We start from the raw sequence: 15,795 nt of genomic DNA, 5'->3' as shown, positions 1-15,795 counted from the left end.
GAAGAAGGCAAACGAGTTGATTGCCCGTCGATTCCTAGAAGAAATCAGGTCACTATGCAGGGGCGAAGGAAGGGTGAGGCAAGCCGACTTGCCAAAACAAAAAAAGGCACCCAGTGGATGCCTTGTAGTCTATGAATAGGGAGATCAATCTTTTTTCTCTCCTAATTTGTCGTCTTCTTTGGAGGCATCTTTGAATTCCTTGATGCCGCTACCCAATCCCCTCATGAGTTCGGGAATCTTTTTTCCGCCGAATAAAAGAAGTACCAGGACTACGATTACGGCGATTTGCCAGGGGCCAATGGCCAGAAAAGGTGCTGTTAAGATCATTGTTTGAATTTAAAGAGTAAACAAAGGTAGTAAAAAAGTCGATAGACCAGCTGAATTTAATGCGTTAAGATAACAGACCACTTAGCAGTAAATACTAACTTTTTCAATCACTCATTGTTCTCTTGGCAAATAGCTAAAAGCTTCAAAATTATGTTTGTAGTGGACGGATATTCAATTCGAAATGTATCTTTGTGATTCATGGAAAAAAAAGGCAGAAAGAGGAAAGAAATCAAGCGCAAGCTGCTGCATAAGTACCGACTGGTGATCCTGAATGAGAGCACTTTCGAGGAAAAGATATCATTCAAGCTAAGTCGGCTCAACGTTTTTATTACCGGCACCCTATTTATCATCGTCCTGATTGCCCTCACGACCCTACTGATTGCCTTTACGCCCTTGCGGGAATACATCCCGGGATATTCGTCGACCCGACTCAAACAGCAGGCTACGGAATTGACCTACAGGACCGATTCCCTGGTCAACGTTTTAGAATATACCAATAGGTATTTACAAAATATCCGAATGGTTCTCAGGGGGGATGTGGAGAACAATGAGATCAACAGAGATTCTCTCTTCGAACAGTTCAAGATCGACCCATCCACGGTAGACCTCACTCCTATAAGAGAGGATTCTGTCTTAAGAGCACAGGTAGCCCTGGAGGATAAGTACAATCTTTTTCAGAGGAATGTAAATGGGGGCAGTCCCGTTTTATTCTCCCCGGTTACCGGGGTGGTTTCCCTTGATTATGACCCAAAAAAGAAACATTTTGCTGTGGATATCGTGGCAGAGAAGGATGCTCCGGTAAAAGCGGTTGCAAACGGAACGGTCATTTTTTCTGAGTGGACCGTAGAAACCGGCTATGTAATCATTATGGAACACGAAGAAGGCCTGATCTCGGTCTACAAGCACAACGGGTCCCTTAGCAAGGCCCAGGGAGACATCGTCAAAGCCGGAGAGGTCATAGCTTCCGTTGGGAATACGGGAGAACTCACCACCGGACCACATTTGCATTTTGAACTGTGGAATAATGGCAGTCCGGTAAATCCATCGGATTATATCGATTTCAATTAAACCTTATGTCTTTAAAAGCGTTCGCCGCCCGGATCTTTGCCAAAATAATTTATGAAAGGACCCAGAAATGGGTGAAGGATCCTTTGAAGACACAGGAAAAGGTCTTCAAAATGCTTCTCAGCAGGGCGAGAGACACTGCATTTGGAAAGGATCACAGATTTGATACAATACATTCCTATGAGGATTTCGCCAGGCGAGTTCCGTTAAGGGATTATGAGGCCCTGAGAGCATATATTGAAAGGGTCGTTAAAGGGGAAAGTGACGTACTCTGGCCCGGCAAACCCGATTATTTTGCCAAGACAAGCGGGACTACTTCCGGTGCCAAGTTTATCCCCATTACCGGCGAATCCATCAAATACCAGGTGCAGGCATCCCGGGATGCAATGCTGCACTACATCCATGAAACAGGAAAGTCTTCATTTGTGGATGGCAAAATGATCTTTTTACAGGGAAGCCCGGAACTATCGGAGAAAAACGGAATCAAATTCGGCCGGCTATCCGGTATTTCTGCCCATTATGTCCCAAATTATTTACAGAAAAACCGTCTCCCCAGCTGGGAAACCAACTGCATAGAAGATTGGGAGACCAAGGTAGACAGGATCGTTGAGGAGACCAGGGAAGAGGATATGACGGTGATCGCGGGTATACCCTCCTGGGTTCAGATGTATTTCGAAAGACTGAAAGTGGCTACCGGCAAAAAAGTGGGCGATCTGTTCAGAAACTTTGAGCTCTTTATTTACGGTGGGGTCAACTATGAGCCTTACCGAAGCACCTTTGAGGAACTCATAGGGAGAAAGGTGGCAAGTATCGAACTGTTTCCAGCCAGTGAAGGGTTCTTCGCCTATCAGGACAGGCAGGATAAAAAGGGCATGTTGCTGTTGCTCAATTCAGGGATCTTCTATGAGTTTATCAGGGCAGGTGAATATGGGTCTGAAAACCCTGAAAGACTCACCATCAAAGATGTGGAGGTTGGGGTGAACTATGCGATGATTATTTCGACCAACGCCGGACTGTGGGGGTACGACCTTGGAGATACCGTTCAGTTTATTTCATTGAACCCATACAGGATCGTTGTTTCGGGGAGGATCAAGCATTTTATTTCAGCCTTTGGAGAGCATGTTATTGCCAAGGAGGTCGAGCAGGCAATGCAGGAAGCGATACAAAAGACTGGAGCCCAGGTACAGGAATTCACCGTGGCTCCACAGATCACCCCAGAAAAGAAGGAACTACCTTATCACGAATGGTTTATTGAGTTTGTTAAGGAACCCGATGACATGGATGATTTCGCTATGTGCCTTGACAAGGCCCTGCAGGAGCAGAACAGCTATTACTTCGACCTGATAGAGGGGAAGGTACTGCAACCCTTGAAAATAACCCCGGTCAGGAAGTCGGGTTTCCAGGAATACATGAAATCCCTCGGCAAGTTAGGCGGGCAGAACAAGGTGCAACGCTTGTCTAATGACAGGAAAGTGGCAGAGGGACTTGAAAAACTCAGGATATCCTGATCCGCCTGAGGCAAAAAGAAAAGGCTGGCTTCAATATATAATGTATTTTTGCGCTGAGTATGAGCAAGATCAAGAATACGACACGCGCACAGGAGTCTACCAACGCCATTGAGCGTTTGTACATCACCATGCGCCACCTCTTTAACAGGGGATTTTATAAGCCCATGGGGGTATCCGGTGAGACACTCCGAAATGCACTCCTTTTGCTTCGACCTGAAATTTACGGGTCTGTGGCGGAGGAGAAATCTGAACTAAACGGACTGATCTATGTGCTGGAGCGCTTACCGGAAGGCATAGAGCAATGCCGTTTTATCAACCTCACTTCGGATGAGGGGTATTCAAAGTCCCATTTTCACCCTATCATCCCCCCAAAGAGACGCCGGAATTGCTATAGGATAGATCAGGAGCAGATGAACATCGAGATCACCCGCGGCCGATCTGATATCTATGATATCCTGACCCACCTGACATTTCTCTTTATAGAATCCGGAAAAATCTGCAACAAGGTTCTGATAGAAGATACTCAGAAGACCATCAGGGACTGGCAAAAACTTGAGGAAGCAGTTCAGAAGAACAAGTTGAGTCAGGCCGAAAAAGAAGTGGCCTTAATCCACACGGCCAATATTCTGGGCAGGTCATTTGTAGAGACCATGGACGTATATCAAAAGCTGGGAACTAAAAAGGACCCGGAAAGGTTCCTCAGGATCATCTACTGGCTGGGGAAACTTGCCCTTGAAGAAGAAATGGGAGGGGAAAAAAGGATTATCACTTTTAGCACATTGCTGAGGGAACGGCTGGGGCACCATATTCACGGCGAGCAATGGGCAAATCAGATCAAGGAAGTCCTGAACAAACACGGATTACTGCACAGGCCTATGCACATCATCAGCGCAAACATGCACAGCGTGGTGAACTCATTATATGCGAAAAAGGCTTTGCGAAAGGAGTTTCCGGGGGAGGGTAAACTGGAGATGTTTCAGCAGCTAAGCCTCGAGAAGAACGGAGTCCTGAGAGATAAAGTGCTCACTTCGGCACGAAAGAATGGGATGATCGAGATCAAGGACAAATCAGGGACCAGCATAGACGTTCAGATCTTCGATATGGCGAAACTTGGCAAGGATGCCTGTTGCTATGAATTGAAGGAAGGGATACCTGATGAGGAAAAACCTGTTATCTTCGTAATGGATTACGCCTTTGGGGAACAGGCATTTGAAACGATCGATGAATTGCTGAAACCCTACAAACGAAAAAGGCAGAAACCGGTATATATGGATGTGGCCTCTATTTCTATAATGGGTAAGGCCGGGATTCTTGAAGGAGGTAAGGGGGATCTTATGATCCCAACGGCACACATTTTTGAAGGCACGGCAGACAACTATCCCTTTGACAATGCATTCAGCGCGGATGATTTCAGGGGTAACGGCCTCAAAGTACTGGAAGGAACCATGGTTACCGTTTTGGGTACGTCCCTGCAGAACAAGGACATCCTGAAATTTTTCCACGAATCCACCTGGGGAGCGATAGGTCTGGAAATGGAGGGGGTTCACTATCAAAAGGCGATCCAATCCGCCTCCAAGATCAGGAAGAGCATTCGGGATGATATCACCGTAAGGTACGCCTATTATGCTTCTGACAACCCTCTGGAAACTGGCAGCACCCTGGCTTCAGGAGGTTTAGGCACTACAGGAGTAAAACCGACGTATTTGATCACGGATAAGATTCTAAGACAAATATTTAACAGTTAGTACAATGAGTACAAAACCAAATACCCCTTCCGGGCCTTCAGATGAAGTCGACCTGGGTCTTTTGTTCAATGCAGTGCAAAGATTTTTTTCTTTCCTCTTTGACGGGATCCTTTCTGTTTACCTCTATCTGAAAAAAAATATCTTTTGGCTCGGTGGTGCGGTGATTCTCGGACTGGTTACCGGATTTGTTCTCAAGCAGATTTCGCCTCAGATAGAAAAGTTAGATGTCACCGTTACACCGAATGTTGCCAGTCCCACCTACCTCTATGATATTGTAAATGAGATTAAATCGGACTTGCAGGCGAGGGATACCACGTTTTTCAGGTCCATCGGATTTGAAATAGGGGAAGAGGATTTTTTTGACCTGGAAATTATTCCGTTGAGGACCATTGACGCAAATTCCAAAGAAGAAGAGTTAAAATTTCTCGAACTTCTGAAGGAATTCAATAATTCCCCATCGGCCGAAGAAATCATTCGAAATGAATTATTGGAAAAAACTACGAAGGACCATAAGATCACTTTCTATTTTACAGAAACAGAAAAAGGAGAATTATTCGCCAAGAAAATATTGGAATACATCAATTCGAATGATTACTATTCAGAATTGGTAAAAATCTTCAATGAAAATGCTGAGGAACGGATTGCCCTGAATGATTCGCTGGTTACCCAGATCGATCGTTTGATCAAAAATTACTCAGAGACCCTTTTAAAAGAACAGGCCGCCAGTGATGGCCGTTTGGTTTTAGAGAATCAGGAAAGTCTGGACGTCCCCTCTCTGTTCAATTTAAAGAACAATTTACTTCGGGACACTGAAACCAAGAAAATTGAACTCGTCAAAAGAAAAGATGCCGTAACCGTCATAAGTTTTGGCCAGGCTTATAAACCTCAAAAACCTCTTTTGCTCAAAAAGATTGTGTTTTACCCCCTGATCTTCGTTTCTATATTCTTATTGTTTTCTCTCATAGTATATCTAAACGGCAAGGCCGGGGAGAAGGATTTAAAAAAGTAGCATGTCCCCCTCCAAAAAAAGCATCCTGATCACCGGAGGCGCAGGATTTATCGGGAGTAGTTTTATCCCATATATCCTTCGGACGCACCAGGATTATCACGTCATCAACCTGGATAAACTCACCTATGCTGCTGATTTAGCCCGGCTTCGGGATATAGAACACTTGGACAGGTATACGTTCGTAAAAGGTGATATATGCGACAGGAAAAAGGTCGATCAGATTTTTTCTGAGTTCCAGATTGATTCAGTCATACATTTTGCAGCAGAGTCGCACGTAGACAATTCCATTCTTTCCCCGGACCACTTTATCAAAACCAATATTGAAGGGACTTTTGTATTATTGGAATCGGCCCGAAAATTCTGGAATCCCGGATTCCTGAAATCAAAAAATACCCGGTTCTACCATATTTCAACGGATGAGGTTTTCGGAAGTCTTGGCCCTGAAGGGCACTTTACTGAAAACAGCCCTTACGCCCCCAACAGCCCTTACAGTGCTTCCAAGGCATCATCAGATCTTCTCGTGAGAAGTTACCACAAAACCTATGGTATGAACACCCTGATCAGCAATTGCTCCAATAATTTTGGCCCCCGTCAGCACCATGAGAAACTGATCCCTACGATCATACGCAAAGCCATTGCGGAGGAACCCATACCTATTTATGGGGACGGGAGCAATATCCGGGATTGGATCTATGTATCGGATCATTGCAGAGCTATTGATCTCGTATTTCACAAGGGCCAGTCCGGCGATACCTTTGTCATAGGCGGCAATAATGAACAATCCAACCTGCAAGTGGCCAAGAAGGTGTGTACCCTGTTAGATGACTTACAACCCAGGACAAGCGGGAGCTATAAAGAGCTGATTACATTTGTAAAAGACCGTCCAGGGCACGATTTCCGCTATGCACTGGACGATGCAAAGGTCCGGAAACAATTGGGATGGAAGCCGCTGGAGGATTTCGAGAGTGGCTTGAGGAAGACCATATCGGGTTATTTGAAAAAAATCCAAAAGGTATAATATGAAAGGAATCGTTTTGGCTGCGGGCTCAGGGACCAGGCTTTACCCGATTACGAGGGTCACGAGTAAACAGCTCATGCCTGTTTATGACAAACCGATGATATATTATCCCTTGGCAACCCTTATGCAGGCCGGTATCAGGGAAATACTAATCATTACAAATCCACAAGATGCGCATTTGTTTAAAGAACTACTGGGGGATGGCTCTCAATTGGGATGTCAGTTTTCTTATGAGGTGCAGGAGGCTCCCAATGGTATTGCTGAAGCATTTCTGATTGGAGCCGGATTTATCGGAAAGGACAAAGTAGCCCTGATTTTAGGAGATAATATATTCTACGGAGCAGGGTTGGAGGATTTACTTCAAAAGAATACGGATCCTGACGGGGGTATTATTTATGGATATCACGTTCAGGACCCTCAACGTTATGGCGTTGTTGATTTTAATGAAGAAGGGAATGCAGTATCAATAGATGAAAAGCCTGCTAATCCCCGATCAAATTACGCTATCCCTGGAATTTATTTTTACGATAACGAAGTTGTGAAGATCGCCCGTACTATAACACCGAGTAAACGTGGTGAACTGGAAATTACAGATATCAACAGGGCATATCTGCAAAAAGGTAAATTGAAAGTCAGTATTCTGGACCGGGGAACAGCATGGCTCGATACCGGAACCTTCTCTTCCCTGATGCAGGCTGCACAATTCGTGGCAGTTATTGAAGAAAGACAGGGGTTAAAGATCGGGTCTATAGAAGAGGTAGCCTATAAAATGGGATATATCACAAAAAATGAATTGAAAGACCTGGCTACACCTCTACTTCGAAGCGGATATGGAGAGTATTTGTTAAATCTTAAATAGATCCGACTTGAAAATCACGCCAACGAATATAGAAGACTGTTTTCTAATGGAACCGCCTACCTTTCGGGACCGGAGAGGATTATTTTTCGAATCCTACAACCATAAAACCCTGGAGGCAGTTTTAGGAAGATCTGTTGGTTTTGTACAGGACAATCATTCAGTTTCCCATGAAGGTGTCTTGCGCGGACTCCATTTTCAGACCGGCAAACATGCTCAGGCGAAGCTTGTGAGAGTGGTGAGGGGGGAAGTGCTTGATGTGGTCGTCGATCTGCGGAGGGACAGCAACACCTACAGGAACGTTTTCAGGACCATCCTTTCTGAATCCAACAGAAAAATGCTTTTTATTCCCAAAGGAATGGCACACGGCTTCCTTTCCTTGAAGGACGACTCTGTCTTTTTATACAAATGCGATGAATATTACAACAAGGATGCCGAATCTGGCATTATCTATAATGATCCCGATTTAAAAATCGATTGGGGCTTTCCTGAAAATAAGATCATTCTTTCTGATAAGGACATGAAACTTCCCAAATTAAAGGATCTGTCCATATGAAACGGGTAATAGTTACCGGGGCCCAGGGTCAACTGGGGGTATCGATCCAAAAAATGGCGAATGAATTTCCAGAACTGGAACTGACCTTTGCTTCAAAATCAGAGGTCGACCTTACAAAACCCGAGTCAATTTCTGAAGTATTTTCCAAGACTACATTTGATTATTGTATTAACTGTGCTGCGTATACCCAGGTGGAGAATGCAGAAAGATTTCCGGAAAAGGCCTTCGCTGTCAATGCAGAAGGGGTCAAAAATCTCGCTGATCAATGCCGTAAGAACCGGGTGAGATTCATCCATATCTCTACCGATTATGTCTTCGACGGGGAGAAGAAAACGGGATACTATCCAGGGGATCAAACGAACCCCATTAACGAATATGGGAAATCAAAATTAAAAGGAGAGGAATATATTAAGCAGCTCCTTGACGAATTTCTGATCATCCGCACGTCCTGGCTTTATTCTGAGTCGGGCACAAATTTTTATACGAATATTCTACAGAAGGCAAGACAGGGAGAAACATTAAGAGTTACGGACTCTCAGGTGGGATGTCCAACAAACGCAAAAAATCTGGCGAGGTTGATCCTTACTCTGATCAAGACAGGTAACTGGACTCCCGGAATCATTCATTTTACAGATAAGGATCCTATGACCTGGTACGACTTTGCAGTAGGGATTCTGAAATCCAATAACCTGGAAGATTCGGTTGAGATTGTCAGGGATAGGAATTATCGTAGTTTTGCACGAAGACCGTCGTATAGTATTTTATTAGAGGAAAAGCCCGGGAAGGAATGAGAAAAAAAACCCTGATCGTATTCGGCACCCGCCCCGAAGCAATTAAAATGGCTCCCCTCGTCAAAGAATTCCAGAAGTACCCTGAAAAATTTGACACAAGAGTATGCGTTACGGCACAACACAGGCAAATGCTGGACCAGGTGCTCGACTTCTTTGAGATTGAGCCACAATACGATCTGGATCTTATGCGTCCCAACCAGAATTTGTATACCCTTACGGCCGATATCATCATACATCTGAAGGAAGTTCTGGAGGACTTCAGTCCCGATTATGTTTTTGTGCACGGGGATACTTCGACGACCATGGCGGCATCATTAGCTACATTTTACCAAGGAGCAAAATTGTGTCATGTGGAGGCCGGTCTCCGGACTTTCAATAAGCATTCTCCTTTTCCTGAAGAAATGAATAGAAGGATCGCAGGTGTGATCAGTGATTATCATTTTCCGCCTACCCGAAAAGCAGAACTCAACTTGTTGGAGGAAAAGATAGAACCAAAGAATATCCTGGTGACAGGGAATACCGTCATAGATGCGTTGAATTACAGTTCTGGTAAAGTTGCAAGACCTGATTTTCAGGATAAGGAAATCGATAATCTCAAGAACCTTGTCAAAAATGGGAGAAAAATTATTCTGGTCACCGGCCACAGAAGAGAGAATCACGGCCGGGGATTTGAGGAAATCTGTCTTGCCTTGAAGCAAATAGCAAAAGAACATCCCCAGGCAGACCTCGTATATCCTGTTCACCTGAATCCGAATGTCAGGCGGCCTGTATATGAAATGCTCGATAACATACCAAACGTCAAACTAATTGATCCCCTTTCATACCCGGCGTTTGTTTGGTTGATGGCTCAATCTTATATGATCATAACAGACAGTGGGGGCGTACAGGAAGAAGCCCCTAGCCTGGGCAAACCCGTGCTGGTCATGCGGGAAACCACAGAAAGGCCTGAAGCAGTGGAAGCGGGTACTGTAATTTTGGTCGGGACCGACCGATCAAAGATTTTTTTGGAAACTGACAGGTTGCTGAAAAATCAGGTTCACTACGACGAAATGAGTGCCAAGCACAATCCATACGGAGACGGAACGGCCTGCAAAAAAATAGTTGAATTCATAGATAACCTAGAGTAATATGGAGAAACGAGATGTTGTTATGATGGGACTCGGGTACATCGGACTTCCCACTGCGGCCCTGATAGCTAAAAGTGGCAGTAGGGTACACGGGGTTGATGTGAATCCGGAAGTAGTGGAGACCATCAATCAGGGTAAAATACATATCGTAGAACCTTCATTAGACCAGGAGGTTTCCAGTGCCGTGAGGAAAGGCTTGCTGAAGGCAGATGTGAAGCCGGTTTCTGCCGATGCATACCTCATTGTAGTACCAACACCTTTCAAGGGGAAAAATGAACCGGACATTTCCTTTGTCGAAGCAGCGACTCAGGCCATTATTCCACTCCTCAAGAAAGGAGATCTCTACATCATTGAATCCACCTCTCCTATAGGCACTACGGACAAAATGAGAGACCTGATCTACGACCATCGTCCGGAGCTAAGGGACCAACTCTTTATCGCCTATTGTCCGGAAAGGGTACTACCGGGAAATGTTATGTATGAATTGGTCCACAATGACCGGGTTATCGGCGGGATCGATGAAAGATCTACAAAAAAGGCTTCTGAATTTTACAGCAAATACGTCAAGGGTGCTTTGCACCAAACCAATGCCAGAACAGCAGAAATGTGTAAATTGGTAGAGAACTCCTCCCGGGATGTTCAGATCGCATTTGCCAATGAGCTCTCCCTGATCTGTGATAAAGCCAATGTGGATGTATGGGAATTAATTGCTCTTGCCAATAAACACCCCAGGGTTAATATTTTGAGCCCGGGATGTGGCGTGGGTGGGCATTGTATTGCGGTTGACCCCTATTTTATTGTTTCAGATTATCCCCTGGAATCCAAGATCATCGGAGCTGCCAGGGAGATCAACAACTACAAATCCTTTTGGTGCGCAGAAAAGATTCAATCGGCAAAGCTTCAGTTCCAACTGGATACGGGCAGGAAACCAAAAGTGGCTATTATGGGTCTTGCCTTTAAGCCTGATATAGACGATCTAAGGGAGTCTCCCGCCAAGTATATAGCACAAAAGGTGTTACAAAATTCCAATAATGAAGAAATCTATATCGTAGAGCCCAACATAGAATCTCATCACGTCTTTAAGCTTACCGATATGAAAGAAGCTATTGAAAAGGCTGATATTGTGGTATACCTCGTGAAACACAAAGAATTTGTAGAAAAACCCAGTCCAGAGGACAAGGTCATTCTTGATTTTGCAGGTGTTACAACCGCATTCAAATAATACGATCACCCAAAAAGAGTAAACATGAAAGTTGCATTAATTACAGGGGTAACAGGGCAGGACGGAGCTTACCTGAGTGAGTTCCTCCTCAAGAAGGGTTATGAAGTTCACGGTATCAAAAGAAGGTCTTCGATCTTTAACACAGAACGTATAGATCATATTTATGAGGATCCCCATGTTGAAGATCAACATTTCTTCCTCCATTACGGAGACATGACAGATAGCACGAATCTCATCAGGCTGATCCAACAGATTCAACCAGATGAGATATACAACCTCGCGGCTATGAGTCACGTTCACGTGTCATTTGAAACACCAGAGTACACAGCTAATACTGATGCACTGGGAACACTGAGGATCCTAGATGCGGTCAGGCTATTGGGGATGGAGCGAAAGACGCGAATATACCAGGCTTCAACCTCTGAACTCTATGGCAAGGTGCAGGAAGTCCCTCAGACAGAAAAAACGCCTTTCTACCCCAGGAGCCCATATGCAGTGGCAAAAATGTATGCGTACTGGATCACGGTAAATTACAGGGAAGCATACGGCATGTTTGCCTGTAATGGTATTTTGTTTAATCATGAATCCCCCATACGGGGTGAGACATTTGTGACCCGAAAAATCACACGTGCAGTTTCGAGGATCGTTCTCGGTCTCCAGGATAAATTTTATCTCGGAAATCTGGATGCAAAAAGAGACTGGGGCCATGCTAAGGACTACATCCGTATGATGTGGATGATTTTACAGGCCGATGAAGCCGAAGATTGGGTCATCGCCACAGGAAAGACCACCAAGGTCAGGGACTTTGTCAGAATGAGTTTTGCCGAAGCAGGGGTGGAGATCGAATTTGAAGGGGAAGGCGTGGACGAGAAAGCGTTTGTAAAATCCTGCAAGAATGAAAAGTACCAGCTCCCGGCAGGCAAAGAAGTACTCAGTATAGATCCTCGTTATTTCAGACCTACCGAGGTGGATATTCTGGTCGGTGACGCCACCAAAGCCAGAGAAAAGCTGGGGTGGGTACCTAAATACGATCTCCAGGCCCTTATCAAGGATATGATGGAAAGTGATCTGAAACTGATGCAGAAGGAACAATATCTGCGTGATGGGGGATACAGGATAAAAAATTATTTCGAATAAGCCGAGAGCCCAATGCCTTATAAAATCCTATTGACGGGAGGTACAGGGATGGTGGGAAGGAATATCCTTGAGCATCCTGAAGCCACAGACCATGACGTTCTGCATCCGACAAGTTCTGAACTCAACTTATTAGACAGGCGTGAGGTAAAAGCGTATCTGTCTGCCCATAAACCTGATCTAATTATTCATGCAGCCGGCCTGGTGGGAGGAATACAGGCCAACATGGCAAATCCCGTTGGTTTTCTGATGGACAATCTGGACATGGGAAGGAATCTCATAGGCGAGACCCTGGCTGCAAAGGTTCCCAGGCTTCTGAATATTGCGAGTTCGTGTATGTATCCCAGAGGGGCGAAGAACCCACTTGAAGAGTCGATGGTCCTCAAAGGAGAGCTGGAACCGACCAATGAAGGATATGCCCTCGCAAAAATTGTCGCAACACGTCTCTGCCAATATATTAGTGATACAAATCCTGAATTGTCCTACAAAACACTAATCCCATGCAATCTGTATGGACGGTTTGATAAATTTGATCCTAGAAATTCGCATATGCTGCCCGCCGTTATCCGAAAGATCGATCTGGCGGTAAAGGAAGGGATCAATGAAGTGGACATCTGGGGGGATGGCCTCAGTAGAAGGGAATTCATGTACTCCGGAGATCTGGCAGATTTTGTCTTCTATGCTATTGAAAGGTTTGAAGAATTACCTCAGGATCTTAACGTAGGTCTTGGGTATGACTACACGATCAATGAGTATTATCACACTATTGCTGATATCCTGGGATATAGGGGAACATTCAAACACGATTTAACCAAACCTGTCGGGATGAAAAGAAAACTGATGGACAATACAAAACTAAAAGCCTTGGGCTGGGAGCCGAAAACCTCTCTGGAAGAAGGCATAAGAAGAACATTCGAATATTATAAATCCATAGGGAATGAACACATATAAACTGGCATCTTCTACCTGGGATGACGCAGAGCTTAAGGCTATCCAATCAGTCATAGATAAGGACATGTATACCATGTCTGACTATGTATTTGAATTCGAATCTAAATTTGCCGAATATACAGGATCGAGGTATTGCGTGATGGTCAATTCCGGGTCTTCTGCTAACCTGTTAGCCATAGCCTCTTTGTTCTATACAAAAAATCCCAGGCTCAATAGGGGAGATGAGGTGATAGTCCCCGCCGTATCCTGGTCCACTACCTACTATCCCTTATACCAATACGGTTTAAAGCTAAAGTTTGTGGACGTTGACCTCGGAACCCTGAATTACGATCTGAAAGCCCTGGAGGAAGCTGTAAGCAAGTCCACAAAAATGATCCTGGCTGTAAATCTTCTTGGAAATCCCAACGATTTCCAAAAGATTCAGGAGATCATAGGAAACAGGGATATTATGCTCTTTGAAGACAATTGTGAATCCATGGGGGCCAGATTTCAAGGAAAGCAAGCGGGTACTTTCGGAATCATGGGGAGTTTTTCCACCTTTTTCTCCCACCATATGTCCACCATGGAAGGCGGACTGATCGTCACCGATGACAAGGAATTATACCATATACTCCTATCGATTAGGTCTCATGGCTGGACCAGGCATCTGCCCGAAGATAATCTGGTGGCCAAAAAGAGCCCTGATTGGTTTACAGAATCATTTCGGTTTGTCCTCCCCGGATACAATCTGAGACCGCTGGAAATGAGTGGGGCAATCGGGATTGAACAATTGAAAAAGCTCCCCGCCTTCATAGATCAGCGAAGAAAAAATGCGGCGCATTTTGTCGAGAAATTTAAGGGGCACCCCGATTTTTTAATCCAGCTGGAGATTGAACAAAGCAGCTGGTTCGGGTTTAGTCTGATCATCAAACCGGATTCCCCTCGCAAGAGGTCCGAAGTCATTAAGGAGTTGGATAGCAACGGGATCGAATCCAGGCCGATTGTAACCGGTGACTTTACCAAGAACGAGGTCCTGCGCTACTTTGATTATGAGGTTCACGGCGCGCTTCCCAATGCAAAATACCTGGATAAAAACGGATTTTTCGTAGGGAATCATCAAATCCCACTCTTTAAGGAAATAGACCATCTCTATGAAGTACTTCGAGGATAGAAAATCCCGACTTCATGTCCGTAGCCTGAATTTCCTCAAGCAACTTAAACGGTCTTTCCTGTATAAGGTTCTCTCTGTAGGCCTGTCATTTATCCTGGTTCGCTTCCTCTTGAAATATCTGGATGTCGAGGATTATGGGTTATGGGCTGTGGTACTCTCCTTTCTGCACTGGATCGTATTTTTTGACCTGGGGATTGCCAACGGGGTAAAGAATAAATTATCTGAGGCGCTGAGCATGGGAGATGAAAGGCTGGCCAGAAAATACTTAAGTACTGGATATTTCGCCCTTTTGGGTTTTTCAGTCGTGATCTATTTGCTCGTCTATGTATGCTCCGATCTCATACCCTGGGAGAGCGTTCTGAATTCTGATAAATACGGCAGGGATTATCTCGAAACATTGGTTTTAATTGTACTTTTTTTTACCCTTGCCAACTTTGTGCTTTCATTGATCAACACAGTTTTTCACGCAGTTCAAAAAGCGTCATTAGCGGTGTTGAATCAATTTAGCTTCCAGGTAATGGCACTTCTTGTTGTAGTCCTTTTAATCACTTTTACGAATTCGGACCTGCATCTGCTCGCCCTGGGTTACGGCATGAGTATGGTGTTGGCGAATCTCGGATTGAGCCTGTGGTTCTATTGGAAAAACAACTTCTTGCGCCCTTCTTTTAAACTATATGACAAAGAACTTTTACGCCCTATCCTTTCGCTGGGATTGAGGTTCTTTTTCCTTCAGACCACCATGATGGTCATTTTGATGACAGACAGATTTATCCTCTTACAACTCACAAGTCCTGAAGAAGTCACCAGGTACGACGTGATATATCGCTTCTTCAACCTTCTCCTCGTTTTGCACACTCTGATCAATGCTCCCCTATGGGCCATTTATACCGAGGCGTATGAAAAAAAGGATTTTGTCTGGATTGAGAAGACGATGCGGAACCTAACGGGTCTTTCCGGAGTGTACATCTTGGTGTTGGGGGCCATGGTCCTTTCCGGAGATATTGCTATTCGTATCTGGTTGGGTAAAGGAGATCTGGGATTGACGACAGGGAATTACCTGTTTATGGCCTTGTTGATTTGGTTCAGTATAGTCCATTCGATTCTGGCGTATTTTACCAATGGGATTTCAAAAACCAATCTTCAACTGGCTACCTCCCTCATCGGAGCAATTATCAATATTCCACTCTCGATCTTATTTGTAAATACATTTTCTATGGGACTGAACGGGGTCATCCTGGCCACGATTATTAGCCTATCTTTGTTTTGCTTTACGGGGCCTTTTCAGGTAATTCAGGTGATTAGGTCGATGAAGGTCCAATCGAAATCAACATCCTAA

15 protein-coding genes are annotated in these 15,795 nt (G+C 44.7%); 14 read left to right on the top strand and 1 reads right to left on the bottom strand.

The window, feature by feature from the left end; all coding sequences use genetic code 11:
• Positions 1 to 144: 144 nt before the first annotated feature.
• Positions 145 to 327: a twin-arginine translocase TatA/TatE family subunit gene (tatA, locus tag IEV19_RS08020; protein WP_188370135.1), complete on the bottom strand. Its 183-nt coding sequence runs from the start codon at positions 325 to 327 to the stop codon at positions 145 to 147.
• A gap of 198 nt (positions 328 to 525) precedes the next feature.
• Here tatA and IEV19_RS08015 point away from each other — a divergent pair, with 198 nt between their 5' ends.
• Genes IEV19_RS08015 through IEV19_RS07950 form a run of 14 tightly spaced genes read left to right on the top strand, consistent with a single transcriptional unit; the run spans position 526 to position 15,795 of the window.
• Positions 526 to 1,395, top strand: coding sequence for a M23 family metallopeptidase (locus IEV19_RS08015; RefSeq protein WP_188370134.1), 870 nt, complete (start codon positions 526 to 528; stop codon positions 1,393 to 1,395).
• Between the two features lie 5 nt (positions 1,396 to 1,400).
• Complete coding sequence (locus tag IEV19_RS08010) at positions 1,401 to 2,900, top strand: GH3 auxin-responsive promoter family protein (RefSeq protein WP_188370133.1); 1,500 nt, start codon at positions 1,401 to 1,403, stop codon at positions 2,898 to 2,900.
• Positions 2,901 to 2,959: 59 nt separating this feature from the next.
• On the top strand, positions 2,960 to 4,645 hold the full coding sequence (locus IEV19_RS08005; protein WP_188370132.1) for a DUF6909 family protein: 1,686 nt from the start codon (positions 2,960 to 2,962) through the stop codon (positions 4,643 to 4,645).
• Between the two features lie 4 nt (positions 4,646 to 4,649).
• A complete protein-coding gene (locus tag IEV19_RS08000) occupies positions 4,650 to 5,654 on the top strand; it encodes a hypothetical protein (RefSeq protein ID WP_188370131.1) in 1,005 nt (334 codons plus the stop codon).
• A gap of 1 nt (position 5,655) precedes the next feature.
• Positions 5,656 to 6,672, top strand: coding sequence for a dTDP-glucose 4,6-dehydratase (rfbB, locus tag IEV19_RS07995; RefSeq protein ID WP_188370130.1), 1,017 nt, complete (start codon positions 5,656 to 5,658; stop codon positions 6,670 to 6,672).
• Position 6,673: 1 nt separating this feature from the next.
• Entirely contained in the window at positions 6,674 to 7,531 is an 858-nt protein-coding gene (gene rfbA / locus IEV19_RS07990) for a glucose-1-phosphate thymidylyltransferase RfbA (RefSeq protein ID WP_188370129.1), read from the top strand.
• Positions 7,532 to 7,538: 7 nt separating this feature from the next.
• On the top strand, positions 7,539 to 8,084 hold the full coding sequence (rfbC, locus tag IEV19_RS07985) for a dTDP-4-dehydrorhamnose 3,5-epimerase (RefSeq protein ID WP_188370128.1): 546 nt from the start codon (positions 7,539 to 7,541) through the stop codon (positions 8,082 to 8,084).
• Positions 8,081 to 8,875, top strand: a complete 795-nt coding sequence (rfbD, locus tag IEV19_RS07980) for a dTDP-4-dehydrorhamnose reductase (protein ID WP_188370127.1) — start codon at positions 8,081 to 8,083, stop codon at positions 8,873 to 8,875. Before rfbC ends, rfbD begins: the two co-directional genes overlap by 4 nt.
• A complete protein-coding gene (wecB, locus tag IEV19_RS07975) occupies positions 8,872 to 10,002 on the top strand; it encodes a non-hydrolyzing UDP-N-acetylglucosamine 2-epimerase (RefSeq protein WP_188370126.1) in 1,131 nt (376 codons plus the stop codon). Before rfbD ends, wecB begins: the two co-directional genes overlap by 4 nt.
• Before the next feature lies 1 nt (position 10,003).
• Positions 10,004 to 11,224 (top strand): UDP-N-acetyl-D-mannosamine dehydrogenase, encoded by a 1,221-nt coding sequence (wecC, locus tag IEV19_RS07970; RefSeq protein WP_188370125.1) that lies wholly within the window; start codon positions 10,004 to 10,006, stop codon positions 11,222 to 11,224.
• A 24-nt stretch (positions 11,225 to 11,248) separates the two neighbouring features.
• Positions 11,249 to 12,361 carry a GDP-mannose 4,6-dehydratase gene (gmd, locus tag IEV19_RS07965; protein ID WP_188370124.1) on the top strand — a complete coding sequence of 371 codons (1,113 nt, stop codon included), beginning with the start codon at positions 11,249 to 11,251 and terminating at the stop codon, positions 12,359 to 12,361.
• Positions 12,362 to 12,373: 12 nt separating this feature from the next.
• Positions 12,374 to 13,309 (top strand): GDP-L-fucose synthase family protein, encoded by a 936-nt coding sequence (locus IEV19_RS07960; RefSeq protein ID WP_188370123.1) that lies wholly within the window; start codon positions 12,374 to 12,376, stop codon positions 13,307 to 13,309.
• Positions 13,296 to 14,459, top strand: a complete 1,164-nt coding sequence (locus IEV19_RS07955; protein WP_188370122.1) for a DegT/DnrJ/EryC1/StrS family aminotransferase — start codon at positions 13,296 to 13,298, stop codon at positions 14,457 to 14,459. Before IEV19_RS07960 ends, IEV19_RS07955 begins: the two co-directional genes overlap by 14 nt.
• Entirely contained in the window at positions 14,440 to 15,795 is a 1,356-nt protein-coding gene (locus IEV19_RS07950; protein WP_188370121.1) for a lipopolysaccharide biosynthesis protein, read from the top strand. The genes IEV19_RS07955 and IEV19_RS07950 overlap by 20 nt, the downstream gene beginning before the upstream one ends.

Origin of the sequence: Muriicola marianensis, assembly GCF_014638095.1 — a bacterium.
Lineage (GTDB): Bacteria > Bacteroidota > Bacteroidia > Flavobacteriales > Flavobacteriaceae > Muriicola > Muriicola marianensis.
Note: the sequence above shows the minus strand (reverse complement) of the source record. Positions and strands in the feature narration are given on the sequence as shown.

Excerpts from the sequence above, each read along its gene's own strand:
- wecB (WP_188370126.1), top strand. The coding sequence starts at position 8,872 with ATGAGAAAAAAAACCCTGATCGTATTCGGCACCCGCCCCGAAGCAATT.
- IEV19_RS07955 (WP_188370122.1), top strand. The coding sequence starts at position 13,296 with ATGAACACATATAAACTGGCATCTTCTACCTGGGATGACGCAGAGCTT.
- wecC (WP_188370125.1), top strand. The coding sequence starts at position 10,004 with ATGGAGAAACGAGATGTTGTTATGATGGGACTCGGGTACATCGGACTT.
- tatA (WP_188370135.1), bottom strand. The coding sequence starts at position 327 with ATGATCTTAACAGCACCTTTTCTGGCCATTGGCCCCTGGCAAATCGCC.
- IEV19_RS08000 (WP_188370131.1), top strand. The coding sequence starts at position 4,650 with ATGAGTACAAAACCAAATACCCCTTCCGGGCCTTCAGATGAAGTCGAC.
- rfbD (WP_188370127.1), top strand. The coding sequence starts at position 8,081 with ATGAAACGGGTAATAGTTACCGGGGCCCAGGGTCAACTGGGGGTATCG.
- IEV19_RS08015 (WP_188370134.1), top strand. The coding sequence starts at position 526 with ATGGAAAAAAAAGGCAGAAAGAGGAAAGAAATCAAGCGCAAGCTGCTG.
- IEV19_RS07960 (WP_188370123.1), top strand. The coding sequence starts at position 12,374 with ATGCCTTATAAAATCCTATTGACGGGAGGTACAGGGATGGTGGGAAGG.
- IEV19_RS08010 (WP_188370133.1), top strand. The coding sequence starts at position 1,401 with ATGTCTTTAAAAGCGTTCGCCGCCCGGATCTTTGCCAAAATAATTTAT.
- rfbB (WP_188370130.1), top strand. The coding sequence starts at position 5,656 with ATGTCCCCCTCCAAAAAAAGCATCCTGATCACCGGAGGCGCAGGATTT.
- gmd (WP_188370124.1), top strand. The coding sequence starts at position 11,249 with ATGAAAGTTGCATTAATTACAGGGGTAACAGGGCAGGACGGAGCTTAC.
- IEV19_RS08005 (WP_188370132.1), top strand. The coding sequence starts at position 2,960 with ATGAGCAAGATCAAGAATACGACACGCGCACAGGAGTCTACCAACGCC.
- IEV19_RS07950 (WP_188370121.1), top strand. The coding sequence starts at position 14,440 with ATGAAGTACTTCGAGGATAGAAAATCCCGACTTCATGTCCGTAGCCTG.
- rfbA (WP_188370129.1), top strand. The coding sequence starts at position 6,674 with ATGAAAGGAATCGTTTTGGCTGCGGGCTCAGGGACCAGGCTTTACCCG.